At 61.9% G+C, this 15,917-nt stretch carries 12 protein-coding genes and 1 other RNA gene; 6 read left to right on the top strand and 7 right to left on the bottom strand.

Translation table 11 applies throughout. The features are described from left to right. Window positions 1–52: 52 nt before the first annotated feature. Window positions 53–1,435 (bottom strand): SGNH/GDSL hydrolase family protein, encoded by a 1,383-nt coding sequence (locus tag U1A53_RS08895; RefSeq protein ID WP_322280304.1) that lies wholly within the window; start codon window positions 1,433–1,435, stop codon window positions 53–55. Next, window positions 1,432–3,324, bottom strand: a complete 1,893-nt coding sequence (locus U1A53_RS08890) for a sulfatase-like hydrolase/transferase (RefSeq protein ID WP_322280303.1) — start codon at window positions 3,322–3,324, stop codon at window positions 1,432–1,434. The genes U1A53_RS08895 and U1A53_RS08890 overlap by 4 nt, the downstream gene beginning before the upstream one ends. A 114-nt stretch (window positions 3,325–3,438) precedes the next feature. Here U1A53_RS08890 and U1A53_RS08885 point away from each other — a divergent pair, with 114 nt between their 5' ends. Next, window positions 3,439–4,743, top strand: coding sequence for an ATP-dependent 6-phosphofructokinase (locus U1A53_RS08885; protein ID WP_322280302.1), 1,305 nt, complete (start codon window positions 3,439–3,441; stop codon window positions 4,741–4,743). 8 nt (window positions 4,744–4,751) lie between these two features. Then, window positions 4,752–5,396, top strand: coding sequence for a DUF2490 domain-containing protein (locus U1A53_RS08880; protein WP_322280301.1), 645 nt, complete (start codon window positions 4,752–4,754; stop codon window positions 5,394–5,396). 3 nt (window positions 5,397–5,399) lie between these two features. Here U1A53_RS08880 and U1A53_RS08875 read toward each other — a convergent pair whose 3' ends face one another. Further along, on the bottom strand, window positions 5,400–7,841 hold the full coding sequence (locus U1A53_RS08875; protein WP_322280300.1) for a sialidase family protein: 2,442 nt from the start codon (window positions 7,839–7,841) through the stop codon (window positions 5,400–5,402). A gap of 203 nt (window positions 7,842–8,044) precedes the next feature. Between U1A53_RS08875 and U1A53_RS08870 the strand changes: the two genes are divergently transcribed. The 4 genes from U1A53_RS08870 to ssrS all read left to right on the top strand — a co-directional run bounded on the left by U1A53_RS08870 (window position 8,045) and on the right by ssrS (window position 12,272). After that, entirely contained in the window at window positions 8,045–8,791 is a 747-nt protein-coding gene (locus U1A53_RS08870; protein ID WP_322280299.1) for a sigma-70 family RNA polymerase sigma factor, read from the top strand. A gap of 86 nt (window positions 8,792–8,877) precedes the next feature. Continuing rightward, window positions 8,878–9,627: a PEP-CTERM sorting domain-containing protein gene (locus U1A53_RS08865; protein ID WP_322280298.1), complete on the top strand. Its 750-nt coding sequence runs from the start codon at window positions 8,878–8,880 to the stop codon at window positions 9,625–9,627. 60 nt (window positions 9,628–9,687) lie between these two features. Further along, window positions 9,688–11,949, top strand: a complete 2,262-nt coding sequence (locus U1A53_RS08860; RefSeq protein WP_322280297.1) for a serine/threonine-protein kinase — start codon at window positions 9,688–9,690, stop codon at window positions 11,947–11,949. A 141-nt stretch (window positions 11,950–12,090) separates the two neighbouring features. Continuing rightward, a non-coding RNA gene (ssrS, locus tag U1A53_RS08855) (6S RNA) lies at window positions 12,091–12,272 on the top strand. 54 nt (window positions 12,273–12,326) lie between these two features. Here ssrS and U1A53_RS08850 read toward each other — a convergent pair. The 4 genes from U1A53_RS08850 to U1A53_RS08835 form a co-directional block, all read right to left on the bottom strand. Continuing rightward, window positions 12,327–13,226: a polysaccharide deacetylase family protein gene (locus U1A53_RS08850; RefSeq protein ID WP_322280296.1), complete on the bottom strand. Its 900-nt coding sequence runs from the start codon at window positions 13,224–13,226 to the stop codon at window positions 12,327–12,329. A gap of 84 nt (window positions 13,227–13,310) precedes the next feature. Further along, entirely contained in the window at window positions 13,311–14,015 is a 705-nt protein-coding gene (locus tag U1A53_RS08845; protein ID WP_322280295.1) for a pseudouridine synthase, read from the bottom strand. A gap of 33 nt (window positions 14,016–14,048) precedes the next feature. After that, the gene (locus U1A53_RS08840) at window positions 14,049–14,375 is read right to left on the bottom strand and encodes a hypothetical protein (RefSeq protein ID WP_322280294.1); all 327 of its coding nucleotides are present in this window, start codon (window positions 14,373–14,375) and stop codon (window positions 14,049–14,051) included. Window positions 14,376–14,406: 31 nt separating this feature from the next. Further along, entirely contained in the window at window positions 14,407–15,897 is a 1,491-nt protein-coding gene (locus tag U1A53_RS08835) for an Hsp70 family protein (protein ID WP_322280293.1), read from the bottom strand. Window positions 15,898–15,917 lie beyond the last annotated feature (20 nt).

Raw genomic sequence — 15,917 nt, 5'->3', positions numbered from 1 at the left:
GGCGAAAGCAGGACGGGACGGCTGCTTTTGCAACCGGCATGTGACGATACGCTCACTTCATCGGCGGCTCGAAGACGTCGAAGCCCGCGATGCTGCCCTCTCCGGTCGGCACGAGTTTCAGTGTGTGCTTGGTGTTCGGCAGAGATTGCGCCAGCCGCACCACGAAAGTCTCGCTCGCCGCGCCTTTGAAGGAAATCTCGCCCACGCATGCGCGGCGCACGTCCCAAATGAAACGGTCGCCGGTGCGGTTCCGCTCGGCGCGACGCCAGAGTTCGGGCTCGACGAGGATCTGGCCGCTGGTGCTGGTGAAGGGTTTGAAGGCGTTGCCTTTGCCATCCGGGCCGGTGACGCTGCCGGTGAGATCGTAGTCACCCGTGTCGCTGGTCATGATGAGCGTCCAGGACTGCGGGACCACGTTTTTCCCGAGCGTGACGGCGTGCGGAGACTGGTCGCGTGGTGTCGCACCTTTGCCTTCCTTGTGGTTCTTCGTGTTAGGCTGGACGTAGCTCATGAGGAAGGCGTCGAGCTGGTCGGCGGGCTTGCCGTCGATCCAAACGCGGGCGCTGCCGCCGGTGGGTGACTTTTGGCCGATGAGATCAATGCGGTTGCCGGTGAAGCTGAGTTTGATGATGCCATCCTTCGCGGCAGGCGCGGTGATGCGACGCTCGCGGGATTCAGGCTTGTAGCTGAAGGCCTCCGGGCGGCGCAGGTGGGCGAGGATGTTCGAGTTGATGATCTTCGCGCCGTAGTCGCTCTGATGCACGGCATCCTTGAGCAGCGAGGAGACGGGCAGCTTGTTCGCGGTGAGATAGGCGGCCCAATCGCGGCGGCTTTCGATGAATTCGACAGCGTGTTTGCGGCAAACCTCGCGCACGGCTGCCACGTCCTGATCCATGGCGTTCTCGGACTTGCCCCAGAGCTCCTGATCACGCTCGCGCCAGTGCAGGCTCGGCACGATGATGTCGGCGGTGGTGTGCTGGCGGACTTCGACGATGAGTTTCTCCAGATCCGCCGGATTGCCATTCGTGTAGGTGATGACGAGGTCCGGCTGCTCCGGGATGACGAGATGCCGCAGCCAGCCACGCGCATACTGCCAGGGGCAGGAGTTGCCGACCATCTTCTTGTATTCGATGGGCGGAGCTTTCGGGAACCGTTGCGGAATCTCCACCTTCCACGCTTCGCCGTTGCCAAGCATGTTTGTGTAGCTGGAGCCGATGGCCCAGATGAGGAAGGGGCGCACGGGTGTGAGGCCGTTTTCGAGCTTGTGTATCGTCAGCGCCAGATGCTGGCCGTCATGCGGCTCCGCCTTGGCAATGTAGTCAGCAGCGCCGTCCGGCTTGCCCTTCGGAGCGCGTGGCTCGTCAGTGGTGAGGTTGCGCTTCTCCTGCGCGAACAGGATGAAGGGGAGGAGCAGAGTGAGAAGGAGGTGTTTCATGGCGTGGTGATTTTCAAGATGGTGATGCTCCCCTCAAACTTCCCCTTCGCTGTGTAAGCCGCCACGGGCTTCACGTTGTCATGCCCGACGCAGAAATCCTCCTGCGGCTGGCGGTTGATGAAGTTCCTGGCTTTGCCGGTGGCGATGATTTGATCGTTCACGGTGAGGGTCATGGTGCGGTCTTGGGCAAGAGTGGCGAGGATGCGAGTCGAGCCGCTGATGGTGCTCGGTGACTGGATTTCATCAAAGGCATCAGCGCCGCCGGTGCGGACCATGAAGACAAGATGACCGCCGCGCAGATGCAGCGCGTAACCGGCGGAGAGACCACCGTGGGCGATGAGGATGGCGTCGGGTTGCGTGGTTTCGACGGTACAACTCAGAGTGAACCCAGTTTGAGCGACTTGCGGGGCGGCGTTGGCTTTGAGGACATCGCCGGGCTTCAGGGCTTCGAGTGACACGGGTTTTCCTGCGGCTTTTTCCGGCGTGTCCTTCTTCTTGCCGCGTGGGGCGTCGCTGGTGGGATAAAGCGTCTGCGGATGGGCGACTTCACCGGCGGAACGGCGGGCTGTCGGCTGCTTGCCGCCCAGTTCGGCGTTCATCTTGTCGGCGAGTGTCTGGAGCTTGGCGACGATGTCGGGATGTTGATCGGCGAGGTTGGTTTGCTCGCCGATTTCAGTGTCGAGATTGTAGAGGCGCGGGTTCTTGCTGGCATCATTGGCAGCGCCTTTGCCCATGGTCTCGGGCTGCGTGGCGATGGCAAGCTTCCACGGGCCTTGGCGCACGGCTTGGAGGTTGTAACCGGCGAAGTAGTAGTGCGCCTCGCGTTGTGACTCGGTCGTTTTGCCAAGCAGCAGCGGCGAGAGGTCGCGACCATCGATGACGGGCTCTGCGGGCACTTTTCCTCCGGCGATGCTGACGCAGGTGGGCAGGAGGTCGATGGTGCCAGCGACGGCATCGCACACGCTGCCGGGCGCGATCTTGCCGGGCCAGCGGGCGATGGTGGGCACGCGCACGCCGCCTTCCCAGGTGCTGCCTTTGCCGCCGCGCAGCGGGAGGGCGCTGCCACCGTCTGCGCCTTTGATGAGCCAGGGGCCGTTGTCGCTGGTGAAGATGACGAGCGTGTTTTCATCGAGCTTCAGTTCGCGCAGCGTGTCGAGCACACGACCGACGCTCCAGTCCACCTCCTCCACCCAGTCACCGAAGCGGCCGTTTTGTGATTTGCCGCGAAATTTCTCGCCGGGCCAAATGGGTGTGTGGACAGCGCTGTGTGGGAAGTAGAGGAAGAAGGGCTGGTCTTTGCTGGCACGGATGAAACCGACCGCCTCCTCGGTATAGCGCTCGACGATGCGGCTCTGGGCCTCGTCGGTGAGGAGTTCGGCGACTTTGTCATCACGCAGTAGTGGCACGACCTTCGCGCCCGTTTCCTTCGCGGTCTTCTGCATGTCGTTCGAGTAAGGGATGCCGAAGTAGTGGTCGAAGCCCTGTTTCGTGGGCAGGAACTCTGGTTGATCACCCAGATGCCACTTGCCGACGCATTGCGTGGCATAACCCTGCTGCTTCAAATGCTCGGCGATGGTCGTTTCGGCGGGATTCAGGCCATTGGCGTGACCGGGGAAATAAACACCAGGCACGGAGATGCGCGCACCATAGCAGCCGCTCATCATTTGCGCCCGTGACACGCTGCAAACAGGCGCGGCATAGAATGAGGTGAGCTTCATGCCCTCCTTCGCCATCTTGTCGAGATTCGGCGTCTTCTGCTTCGTCGCGCCGAAGGGGCCGATGTCGGCGTAGCCGAGATCATCGATGAAGATGATGACGACGTTCGGCGGGGCCGAAAATGACGCATTCAGAATGAGAAATGACGAAAGGATGAGGAGCAGGGGCTTCATGGCTGGCTGAGGTGTCTTGGAACGTGGTAAAACGAGCTTTGTGTCACCTCAACACGTCTGGGACACCGTAATGGCATTGCTCCTGCTTTGCAGGAAGGCGTCCCGCCAGCCGCCATGACTCCCGCCCCGCCCGACACGAGCATTCCCACGCTCGGCCCCTGTCTGTTTCCCTCGCCCTTGCACCGCATTGGCGGGGTGGATGCCCCGTTCAAGACAGATGCGGCGGACCGCATTCTCTACCACAGCCATTTGCTCGAAGATGGACGCGATGCATCAACACCGAGCTATGAAGAGGCAGGAGCGAGAGAGAGGATTTATTTCGATCCGGCACGCACCACGGCGGGCATCGTGACCTGCGGCGGCCTTTGCCCTGGGCTGAACGACATCATCCGGGGTCTCGTGAACCAGTGCAACCAGCAGTACGGAATATCCCGTGTCTATGGCTTCCGCTACGGTTACGAGGGGCTGGTGCAGCGCTACGGGCACACGCCGCTGATGCTCAAGCCGTCCTCCGTTGAGCAAGCGCATCACTTTGGCGGCACGCTGCTCGGCAGCTCGCGCGGGCAGCAGGACATCGGCGAGATGGTGGACACGCTGGAGGACATGAAGGTGGACATTCTCTTCGTCATCGGCGGTGACGGCACGCTGCGCGGCGCGGCGGAGATCGTGAAGGAAATCGAGCGGCGCGGACTCAAAAAAGCCGTGGTCGGCATCCCGAAGACGATCGACAACGACATCCGCTACCTCGACAAGAGCTTCGGCTTCGAGACGGCCTTTGCGGCGGCGGTGCAGGCGGTGAAATGTGCCTACGTCGAGGCCACCGGCACGGTGAATGGCGTGGGACTGGTGAAGCTCATGGGGCGCGATTCCGGCTTCATCGCCTGCTATGCGGCGCTGGCGGGCAGCAATGTCGATTTCGTGCTCATTCCCGAGGTGGCGTTTGAGCTGGAAGGCGACGGCGGACTGCTGGAGAGCCTGCGCTACCGTTTGAACAAACGCGGCAGCGCCGTGGTCGTCGTGGCCGAAGGAGCGGGACAGCACCTCATGCAAACCAACAGTGCCACCGACGCCAGCGGCAATCAGCGCTATGGCGACATCGGCTTGTTCTTGAAGGACCGCATCAACACTTTCTTCAAGGAACGCCGAACGGAGGTGAACCTCAAATACATCGATCCCAGCTACATCGTGCGCAGCGTGCCCGCGAACGCCGCGGACAACGTGTACTGCTCACGCCTGGCCCAGTCCGCCGTGCATGCCGCGATGGCCGGCAAGACCGGCATGCTGGTGGGTCGCTGGCACGGCTCCTTCGTGCATCTGCCGCTCGAACTCGTCATTCACGGCCGCCGCAAGGTCGATGCCACGCAGGAGTTGTGGCGCTCCGTGCTGGAATGCACGGGACAACCGGCGCTGATGCGCTAGGCAAGGTCATGCGGATTTTACTTTTGCTCGTCTGCCTCGCGCCTGCCTGCCTGCAAGCCGACGAATGGTGGGCGTGGACGATGCTGGACCTGTGGCGTGCCCCGCCGTGGAGCGCCGGAGTGTTTCTGGGCAATCGTCTCGACACGGAAGACGGTTCTTATGTGCAGATCATCAGTCCGCGCGTGAAATACCAACTGCTGCCCTGGCTCGAGACCGGCATCGGCCTCTCCACGCTGAGCATTGAAAACACCAGGACCCACGTCCGCTACTGGCAGGAACGGCCCGAACTCGAATTGAACCCCAAATTCGACCTCACGCGCCAGCTCCGCCTCGAAAACCGCAATCGCATGGAATGGCGCTGGAACGAGGGCGAACCGTTCACCACCCATCGTTCACGTCACCGTCTGCAACTCGGCTGGACACTGCCTCAGCCTCTTGGACCGCTGACGCGGATCTTTGCCAGCAACGAGTGGCTCATTGACCTTCATCGCCAGAACTGGACGGAGAACCGCCTCGTGCCGCTCGGCCTCACCTTCAAGCTCACGGAAAACACGGATCTGGATGTGTTTCACATGATCGTCTCGCAGCGCGCCAGAGGCTCGGGTTGGGATGCGGAATCGGTGTTGGGAACCTATCTGCGCCTGCGATTTTGAGGATCACTTCAACGGCGGCAGCTTCGCGCTGTAATGCACCGCGCGATGACGATTGTCGTCGAAGGCGAAGTGGAGCCACTGACCGTCTTTGCTGACGAAGCCGTCGGGGTAGTTCATGCGGCCTTTGGGGCCATCGACGGACTCTTGCTGGAGCACACGCTGGTAGGGCCAGGTCTTCATGCCGTCAAAGCTGATCCAGAGGGCCATGGGGCTGCGGTGCTTGCTGTTGGGATTGTGCAGGATGGCGACGGCGTCATGCACCGGAGTTTCCTGATTTTGAACAGGAGATAACGAAGGCAACGGAGATTCTGAATCCTTCGTTTGCTCCGTTATCTTCTGTGAAAGCTTTCTGGGGCCGAGGTTGTAGAGCGTGGTTTTGCTGCCGGGGTTCGGGATGCTGGTGACGCTGGCGAACTCAGGCCAGGTTTTGCCTCCGTCTTTTGATTCGGCTTTGTAAAGCAGTCCGCCGAGGCCATCCGCGCGGATGACCATGGTAATGCGGCCATCAGGATGCTCGAAGAGATCGTTCTCCGCCCAGCCGAAGTAGCGGCTGTTCGGCGTGAGGCGGATGTTGCCGTGCTCGCTCCATGTTTTGCCGCCATCACTGCTGATGAGGACGCCGTTGCGCGGGTTGGTGAAGGAGCGGTCGAGCGGTGCCTTTTTCTGTTCGTCATCGGGACCGATGTAATGCTGGAAGGGGATCATGATGCGCCCGTCTTTGCAGACGATGTGCTTGCGGATGAAGGTGCGCTCCTTGAGGCGTCCGGGCACTTCCATCGGCTTGCTCCAGGTCTTGAACGAGTCGTCGCTGGTGAGATACCACGAGCGCCAGTCATTGGCCCAGTGCTTCGAGTGCGTGGAGAAGAACAGCGTGCTGCGCTGGCCGAGGATCATGAGTTCCGTCGGTCCCTGGCCGATGGTCTTGCCCTCACGTGGGAAACCGACATCGAAGGGTGCCAGCGGCGTCCAGGTTTTGCCCTGATCCGTGCTGCGCGTGACGCCGGTGTAGTTCAGCGGCGACGGCTCAGTGTCGCCACCGGCCAGGATGAATAGAATCCATGATCCATCTGGCAGCTCACGCAGGGTGGTATCACAAACCATCTTATTCGGCGTGATGCCGTCATACGGGATGCTCTTGAAGTCCTGCTTCGCGTCTTCGGCGGCCTGCGCGGCCCATTTGGGATCAGGCTTGATGTCCTTCGGCAAATGTGGCGCGTGAGCTTTATTGACGACCGTCTTCTTGGGGATCCAAACGGGTGCGGCGTTGGTGGCGCGTGGTTTGTTATGATCCAGCGGAGTCACCGGGGCCGGTTTGCGCGGAGCAAAGTCTGCTTCGGTAAACTTCGTGTGCAGGATCTCGGCGTCGGTGTGGCGGTTCCAATCATAGAGGATGTGGATGTCGCCATTCGGTGCCTGGAAGCCATCGGGATACGAGACGGAGGCACGATCATCAATGAGCAGCCCCTTGCCCCAAGTCTTGCCATCGTCATCCGACAAGAACGCCTTCAAGTTCGTGCGGTTCGGCAGGCGCACATTGATCGGCCCATTCTTAACTAGAATGAGCTTTCCGCTGGCGAGACGGCGGATGAAAAAGCGTGCGCTGGGATTCTGAATCGTGCTCGGCTGCGGCTCGCTCCACGTCATTCCCTTGTCCGAGGAAGTGCTCTCGCTGATGCCGTCCTTCGTGCGGGCGAGCATCCAGAGGCTGCCGTCCTTGCGCTCGACGATCATGTGCTCGTCGAAATCGGTGCGCGGGAATGCCACGCCACTGCGTCGCGCCCACGTTTTGCCTTGGTCGGTGCTGGCGAAGACGTTCGCCATGCGGATCACATCGAGATCCTTGTGTGCCTCCTTGTCCACGCCGGGGCCGTGCATGCGGTCGCGAGTCCAGAGCGCCACTGGCAACAGCCAGTCGCCGTTGCTGAGCACGGTGGGCTTGTTCAGTGTGCAACCATCGGCGAAACGCACTGGCGCGGTCCATTTAGGCTCGGCGGCATCAGGATCATCGCAGCGGATATACCAGTCACCACAGCGCCCGTCGAAGTAGCCGAGGCTTTGATCAAAAAAGCACCACAAGCGGCCCAAAGGATCAGTCCAGAGGTTGCCGACGAGCGCACGGCGCTCATAGCGCACGCCATTCAGCTCTCCATCCTGCGGATCAATCACGACGCGCGGCTTTGACCACGACTTCCCATCGTCATCACTCGTCGCCAGCATGAAGAAGCCGTTCGGCGAGTCGCCATTGCCGACCCACGCAGCCCACAGGCGGCCCTTCGGTGTGCGGTCGATGCCGATGATCATGTTTCCGGGGCGCTTGTCCGCATCGTATTCAGGGCCGGGCGCAGTATTGATGACTGGCGGCTCCAGCGCGAGGTCGAGCAACGCCTTGTCCTGAGCGGCAGCATCCAGAACGAGCAGAGAGAGGAGCAGGAGCGTGTGTTTCATGGTTGAGCGCGAAGAGAACGGACGATGAACGAGGATTCGCGGCTTCGAGGGGCAAATCGTCGTGTTATGTTAACAACACCGGCTTTCCAAGCTCAAGCCATCCGTGGGTCGCGGCAGCGGCGGTGGAAAAAGCGGCATACTTTTGGTTGCTGTCGGACTGCCTGCGGCCTTCTTCCCGCCCGCAGCAGAGATTCATGGCCGTCATGCTCCCGGAACCCACAACGACTCATTCAGCCCTGTTCCCCACCACGGACTGGGGCGCGTTGCAGCAGCAGGAGACAGGGCCGTGGACGGAGGCGCAGGAGGAGGCGATGGCGCATCTGTTCCGCGCTTATGCCGGACCGCTGCGCGTGTTTCTGCTGCAGCGCGGCCGCAGCGTGCAGGATGCGGAGGACTTGGTGCAGGATTTTTTCGGCCACGCGGTGTCGCGCGGTATCCTGCGGCAGGTGGAGCGGCGGGAGTCGCGTTTCCGCTCGTTTTTGCTGGCGGTGTTCACACGCTGGCTGACCGATCAGCACCGGCACAGGACGGCGGCAAAGCGCGGCGGTGAACTGCCACATCAGCCGATCAGCACTGACACCATGAGCGGCTTGGAGATCGTGGAGGAAGGCAGCGACGAGGCCGCCTGCCAGGCCTATGACCGTGAATGGGCGTGGGCCGTAGTGCGCTGCGCGATGCGCAATCTGCGCGACACGTATGAAAAGCGCGGACGGCTGGCTCTGTATGAGGCGCTGGAAGGCATCCTGCCCGGTGGATCAGTGGTGCGCCCGTATGCCGAGATCGCGGCGGACCTGGGCATGGAGGAGCCGGCGGTGCGAAAGGCGGCACATCAACTACGCGCCTCCTGCGCAGAGTTTTTGCGCACCGAGGTGGCCCGCACGCTGGCGGAGCCGGGCATGGTGGATGAGGAGCTGCGGTATTTGCTGCGGCTGCTGCGCGGTGATCGGTAAGCCAGTGGGCGGTGACCCCGCCTTTGGAATTTTTTTGACTTTCCGGGGAACGTTTCGCGGCGCTTTGCGTGAATCCCGCTGAAGCCATGACTCTGCACCCGTCCCTTCTCCTCCACTGTGGCCTCTGCCTGCTGCTGCCCTGCGCTCCTGCCTCCGCGGCCACCCTGGTCTTCGGCGATTCGGTGTACCACCTCGCCACCACGGAGGGGAGTTTCACCGCCAGCTTTTTGGCCAACAACACCAATACTGGTCAGATGCAAATCGCAGCCTCCGATCTGGTGGCACAGGGCCTACAGGCCGGGAACCTCCTCACCGGCGTCCGCGCCCGCCTCAACGGCATAACCACGATGATCGGTGACCGCACCAGCAGCGACTTCGAGATCACCCTGGCTCAGGCGGCCTTTGATCTGGCCAACATGTCCACCACCTTCGCCACCAACATGATCGATCCCGTGCTGGTGCGTGACGGACCGCTGACTATTTACGACGCGCTGATGCCGGAAAGCGGCGTGCCGAGAGCCTTCGGCCAGTTGATCTCCTTTGACACTCCCTACACCTACCAAGGCGGGGATCTGATCTTCATGTTCAGGAAAAGGGGATTCTCGGATTTCACATCCGTCGATGGGGAGACAACCGACAGCTCAATCATACGAAACCTCAACAGCAGTGGGTTTGGGGCGACCAGCGGCAACTTCCAAACCAGCTTCCCGGTGCTCCAGTTCGAGTTCACCTCCTCCGCGCCGGAGCCGTCACGCGCACTGCTGCTGCTGGCTGGGCTGCTGGGGGTGGCGCGGCGGCGCAGGCGGCGCAGGCGGCGCAGGCGGCGTGACTTCTGATGATGAAAGGGGGATATTTTTTTCTTCTACCTGCGCGGATGCCGTGGAAAAATGCACGCCATGACCGCCGCTGACCTGCCCACCACGCGCTGCCCGCAGTGTGGAACGTCGTTGCGCGCCGGGGAGACCTGCGCCGGTTGCGCGCTGGAACTGGCGCTGGTGGGAGTGGATGATTTTGAGGCGAGACACGATGACGTGACGCTGATCGTGCCGGAACCGCTGCCGGGATTTGAGGCACTGGCGGAGTGGACGCTGCCACGGCTGCTGGCGGGCTACGAACTGCGCAAGGTAGTGGGACGCGGCGGCATGGGCATCGTGTTTGACGCGCATGACCCGCGTCTGGACCGCCGCGTGGCGATCAAGGTGCTACACGGCCGCGCCGCCGCCTCGGAGCGGGCGCAAAAGCTGTTCCAGCAGGAGATGTGCGCCATCGCGAAGCTGACGCATCCGCACATCATCACCGTGCATCATGCGGACGAGGCGGAGGGCGTGCCGTTCTTTGTGATGGAGTTCGTGGCGGGACAGGATCTGGCCCGCAAGGTGCGTGATCACGGCCCGCTGGAGCCGGTGGCGGCGCTGCGGCTGCTCATTCCCGCCGCCGAGGCGCTGGCGGCGGCGCACGCGATCGGCATCATCCACCGTGATGTGAAGCCCTCGAACATTCTGGCCACGACTGGCGGTGAGGTGAAGGTGGCGGACTTCGGCATCTCGCGACTGTTGCAGGAGGTGGAGCCAGGAACGGAGGAGCCGCAAGGAAACAACCACCTGCTGGGCACGGCGGACTTCATGGCGCCGGAGCAGGCGGCGAATCCGGAGGCGGTAGATGCACGCGCGGACATCTATGCGCTGGGCTGCACGTTGTTTTACCTGCTGACCGGACATGAGCCGTGCTTTGAGTTCACCACGCGTGCGGAAAAGCTCGCGGCGCATGCCAGCGCCGCATTGCCCGATCTTGCAGCGCTGCGACCCGGGCTGCCGGGCGAAATCATGGCCTTGTGGCTGAAAATGACCGCCCGCGATCCAGCGGCCCGTTTTCAAACGACGGACGAGGCTCTCGCGACCCTGCGTCGTTGCGAGGACATCGTGAGCGGGAACCGCGCGCGACGTCAAGCACGGCAACGACGTGCGCTGATGGTGGCGGGAAGCTTCAGCGTGGCGGCTCTCGTCATCGGCGCGGCCCTTGCCTTGTGGCAGGCGCGCGAAGCGCGGCACCAAGCCAGCGAGGCTCAACGTCAGGCCCGGGACGCGGACGCTGCGTTGGAAGTGCTGCTCGACACACTGGCCGAAACGAAAGCGCCGCGCGCAGATGAACCTCTGGCGGCGAAGGACCTCATCGACCGTGCGGCGCAGAAGGCAGCGTCATTTCATGGCGATGCCCTTCGGAGGGCGAGGCTACAGCTCGCACTGGGGCATGCCTACCGCGGGTTGAACGAGGACGAACCGGCGTGCCGGCACTTCCGGCTGGCGATGGAGGCTTCTCATGAGACGAAGTTGCCCGACCTGCTTGCAGAGGGCATCACCCGCAGCCTGGCCATCGCCCTCTTCGACTATGGTGATGGCCAGGAAGCCCTGCCGCTGCTCAGATTGTCCCTGGCGCACATGGATGCGCGGCATGGACCCCATCACTTCCGCGCCATCACCATGCACCCGGCCATCGGCGTGACGCTGATGCGCGAAGGCAAGGCTGACAAGGCGGTGCAGGTGTTTGATGAGATGCTGCGCCGCATCCCCCTGGCCGAGCCGCCGCTCAGTCCTCTACAGGTGGCGAGGCTGCGGCGCAATTACGGTGAAGTGCTGCTGGATGCCGGACAGAAGGACAAGGCGCTCGCGGCAGGCCGCGAGAACATCCGCATCGCCGAGACGGCGGAAGGACCGGGCGGCATCAGCGTGGTGGAGGCGCTGGAGTGGCATGGGCGGTGTTGCCTGCGCGCCCACGAATTCCAAGAAGCACACGATGCTTCGAAGCGAGCCTTGGAATTCTGCGTGGGTTTGCAGGGTGCCACTGGCGCGAGATGCATCCAGATCAAGGACATGCTCATCCGGGCCAAGCAAGGGCTGGCGCGGCATGACGAGGCGGTGGCCGTCCGCCGTGATTTCCTGGAGAAGCTGCGGCAGCTTCACGGCGTCAAACACCCAGGCACCGTCCGCGAGGCGGCGGAACTCGTGGCAGACTTGGCAATCGCCCGGCAATGGCCCGAGGCGAAGGCGGAACTGGATCGCTGGCTTGACCTGCTGAAACGCGCCGATGGCAGCCTGCCGCCGCTGGCGCAGTCGTTGATCAAGGCCGGGGAGACCTTGGAGAAGGCGCAAAAGAGCGAGTAGCATCGGCAGACAGCAACTCCCTGCGGTAAACGTCTGCGCTGTTGATCAAACGCGGGACAGGGCCTAGCATCCCCTCATTCCGGCCGGAAGTGTGTTTTTTGGCCTGCTCTTTGAAATTTCCGCCGCCTCGTGCGGCCTCTTAACTTCCTGCGGTGTTCGTCATCGAGCTTTGCGGCCCGGCCCGATTCATCAACTGCGGGGGCTACGCGCTGAAGTGACATGTCATGCCTTCACTGGAAGACAGAGCTTCATCACGCGGGTTCCCACCTGGTCTCATGGGATACGTGAGCCCTTTGTATTCGGACGGCACAGGCGGGTTTGAAAGCGTCCCGGCTCCGCCCGGGGCGCTTTCTCTATTTTCAGGCACAGCGCTGGGATCAAGCCTTCGGCTTGATCTGTGGCAGCGGCTGCGGATCTTTATCGTCAACCGGAGCGGCAGGACGAATGATCACACCGACGGGCATCGAGGCTTTCTCCATATTGAGAAGCTGGCTGACGGTGACGAATTGATAACCCTTCGCGAGGAGCTGGTCGAACATCGCGGGCATGGCGGTGATGGTGGGCGGATGGATGTCATGCGAGAGCATGATGGCCCCCGGATGCGCGCCATTGACGAGACGGCTGGTCACGGCGGCGACGCCCGGACGACGCCAGTCCTGCGGATCGACCGACCACATGATGGTGGAGTAGCCGAACTCGGTGAACATGAGGTCTTTGATGCGTGAATTGATCGCGCCATACGGCGGGCGCACGAGGTGCGGACGCACGCCGGCCACTTCATAGACGGCGTCCTCGGATTTTTTGAGCTCGGTACGAATCTGCGCATCCGAACGGCTGGTAAGGCTGCAATGCGACCAGGTATGGTTCCCGATCTCATGCCCTTCCGCGATGATGCGGCGCACGATGTCGGGATAGGTCTTCACCAGATTGCCGATGAGGAAAAAGGTGCATTTGATGTTCCGCTCCTTGAGGAGGTCGAGCAGCTTCGGCGTGAGGCTCGGGTGCGGGCCGTCGTCAAAGGTCATCGCCAGGGTCTGTTGCGTGATTTTGACGGAGGAATACGAGGTGCGCGCACCAGCAGGTGGCACGACGGGCATGGAGGAGGGATTGTTCAGCCGCTTCACGAGCGGATTCTCCGTGTCATCGAACGGCAGCGCCTTGCGCGCCTCCTCAGTGGCGAGTTTGTCCGGCTTTGCGGCCTTTTGCGTTGTGCAGCCGGAGTCGGCCGCCAACATGATGCCTAACCAAATGCTGAGATACATGCGCGGGGGGGTCACAAGGCGCGGAGAATAGCGGCTGAAATTCATCTGCGAAAGCCGGAATTGCTGAAAAAACGGGGAATCACCAGATGCGGGACGGGCTCAAGCGCTTTCAGTGGCAGCCTTGATTTCCTGGGCGCTGAGCTGCCGCCATTGTCCCGGCACGAGATCGTCCGGCAAGGCAATCAAACCGATGCTCTCGCGGTGCAGACGCACCACGCGGTTGTTCACGCGATGAAACATGCGCTTCACCTGATGATAGCGGCCCTCATGCAACGTGAGACGGGCGCTACGTTCGCCTAAGATGACCAGTTCGGCGGGCAGCGTGGTGATGTCCTCGGTGTGGAAATAAAAGCCGCGTGCAAAAGCCTCCACCGCAGCGGGAGCAATGGGATCAAGCGTCTCCACGAGATAGACCTTCGGCACTTTTTCCTCTGCCGCCATCAGGCGTTTCGACCAGCGGCCGTCATTCGTCAGCAGCACCAGCCCCGAGGTACCGCGGTCCAGGCGTCCGGCGATGTGCAGCGTGTGTTTGTCGGGATCGTCGATTAAATCGATCAAAGTGGGATGTTGAGCATCCTTGGTGGCGCTGAGAATGCCCGCCGGCTTGTTCAGCATGAGGTAAAGCGCACGTTCCGGCTGCTGGATGACCGCTTCATCCAGTTCGACAAGGGTGAAGCGATCCACCGGATGGTGGCTGTCGGTCACGACCGCGCTGTCCACCCGCACACGCCTTGCCGCGATGGCAAGATGCGCCGCCTGCCGCCCCATGGCGTTGTGGCTGGCGATGAGCCGGTCCAGTTTCATGCCAGCAGCCCGCTCCTCGTGGCGCAGAAAGGATCAAATCTCCCCAAAGTTCTTTTCACGCACCTGCACGATGGCATCGAGCATCTGGTCGGCCTCGCCGCGCATTTTGGCATCCAGGCTGGAGGCGCTGCGGTTGTAGCGGCGGAACAGCAGCTTCAACTGCGCCTTGATTTCATCCTTGGCCATCTTGGGCGTGATGCCGCAGAGTTCTTCGGCGCTCTTCGGTGGCTCCACCTTGGCGGAGACGGGCGCTCCCTTGTTGACCTTGTCGAGCAGGCTGCCCGGTTTGGCGGTGGATTTCGGTTCGGCAGACTTGCCGCCACCGAGGGACTTGGAGAGGTTTTTGAGGATCTTGAACATGGCGTTTGGTTCCTTCAGATGCTGTGGCGGTTTATTCGATGCGCATGGCGCGAAGATGGTGGCTGCGACGCTTCAATTCTTCGTCTGAAAGTACGCCCGCGCCCTTGTAGGTCACGGCGACTTCCTTGCTACGGCCGGATTGTTTATCGACCACCAGCGCGCGCACGCGCTGATTCTCGTCGTAACTGAACGTCACGGCCACCTCGCAGCCCTTGGGGCGGTTCGCCGGCACATCCAGGGTGATGCGACCGATGACATCGACGAACTTCGCGTCCTCGTCCTCGCCCTGCGTGATGTCCACCTCGATGACACGCTCGTTGTCCTCGGATGTTTGATACACCTGCGTGCGCGAGCACGGGATCGGCGTGTTCTTGGGGATCACGATGGAGTTCATCAGCTTCTCCTCGTTCGTCTTCGCGTTGTAGATCATCGCCAGTGTGCCGTAGCTCGCGTTGCAGACTTCCTGAATGCGCGCCGACTTTTTCGCGAACAAGGCCGCGCCGAGGGCAACACACTCGTCCACGTTGCCGCAGGACTTCGGCGTCTTGCCAAACATCTTTTCCAGCATGGTTTTCACCTTCGGAATGCGCGTCGAGCCGCCCACCAGCACGACATGGTCGATGTCGGAAGGCCTCAGCTTCGCGGAATCCAGCGCCTGCTCGACGAGAAAGACCGTGCGGGTGAGCATGTGACGGATCAGCTTCTCGAAACCATCGCGGGTCAGGTCGATGCGCGCGATGCCGCTGTTCTGGTCGTTCGCCACGGTGTCGTTCACGCGCTGGAGTTTCGAGAGCATCTTTTTCGCGTCCTCGGTGGCATGCAGCACGCGGCGGCGATGGCGTTCGTCGCTGTAAAGCGTCGCGCCGGTCTGCTTCTTGTATTGCTCGGCGTAGGCTTCGAGCAGGATGTCATCGAAGTTGCTCCCGCCGAGATGGCGCGCACCCTCGGAGGTGAGAATTCTGATGTTGTCGCCCTCCACTTCGAGGATCGTTGTGTCCAGCGTGCCGCCGCCAAGGTCATAGACCAGAATGCGGCCCTTCACGCCTTGCGAATGCGCGTAGTAAACCGCCGCCGCCGTCGGTTCGTTCACCAGACGCTTCACTTTCATGCCCGCCATCTCCGCGGCGGCGATGGTGCTCTTGCGCGCGAGTTCATTGAAGTTCGCCGGCACGGTGATGACCACCTCGGTGATGTCTCCGCAGATTTTCGAGCATTCGCGCTTCAGTTTCGACAGGATCAGCGCGGAAATCTCCGACGGCGTCCATTTCTTGCCGTCGATCTCCACCAGATGCTCCGGGTCGTCCATGTAGCGTTTGATCTGGAAGATGGTGCGGTCGGGTTCACCGCCGTCGCGGGCGGCGCTGCCGACGAGTTTCACATCCTCGTGCGATTCGAAGAACACCACGGAAGGCGTCAGACGCTCACCATCGGCATTTGGCACGATCTCAGGATTGCCATCAGGTTTCAGATAGGCCAGCCCGGAGAGGGTGGTGCCAAGGTCGATTCCAACGTATTCAGCCATAACAATGTGTGGGTAAAAAA

This window comes from Prosthecobacter sp. (assembly GCF_034366625.1).
Classification (GTDB): domain Bacteria; phylum Verrucomicrobiota; class Verrucomicrobiia; order Verrucomicrobiales; family Verrucomicrobiaceae; genus Prosthecobacter.
The sequence above is the reverse complement of the archived record's forward strand: the minus strand, read 5'-3'. Positions and strand labels throughout refer to the sequence as shown.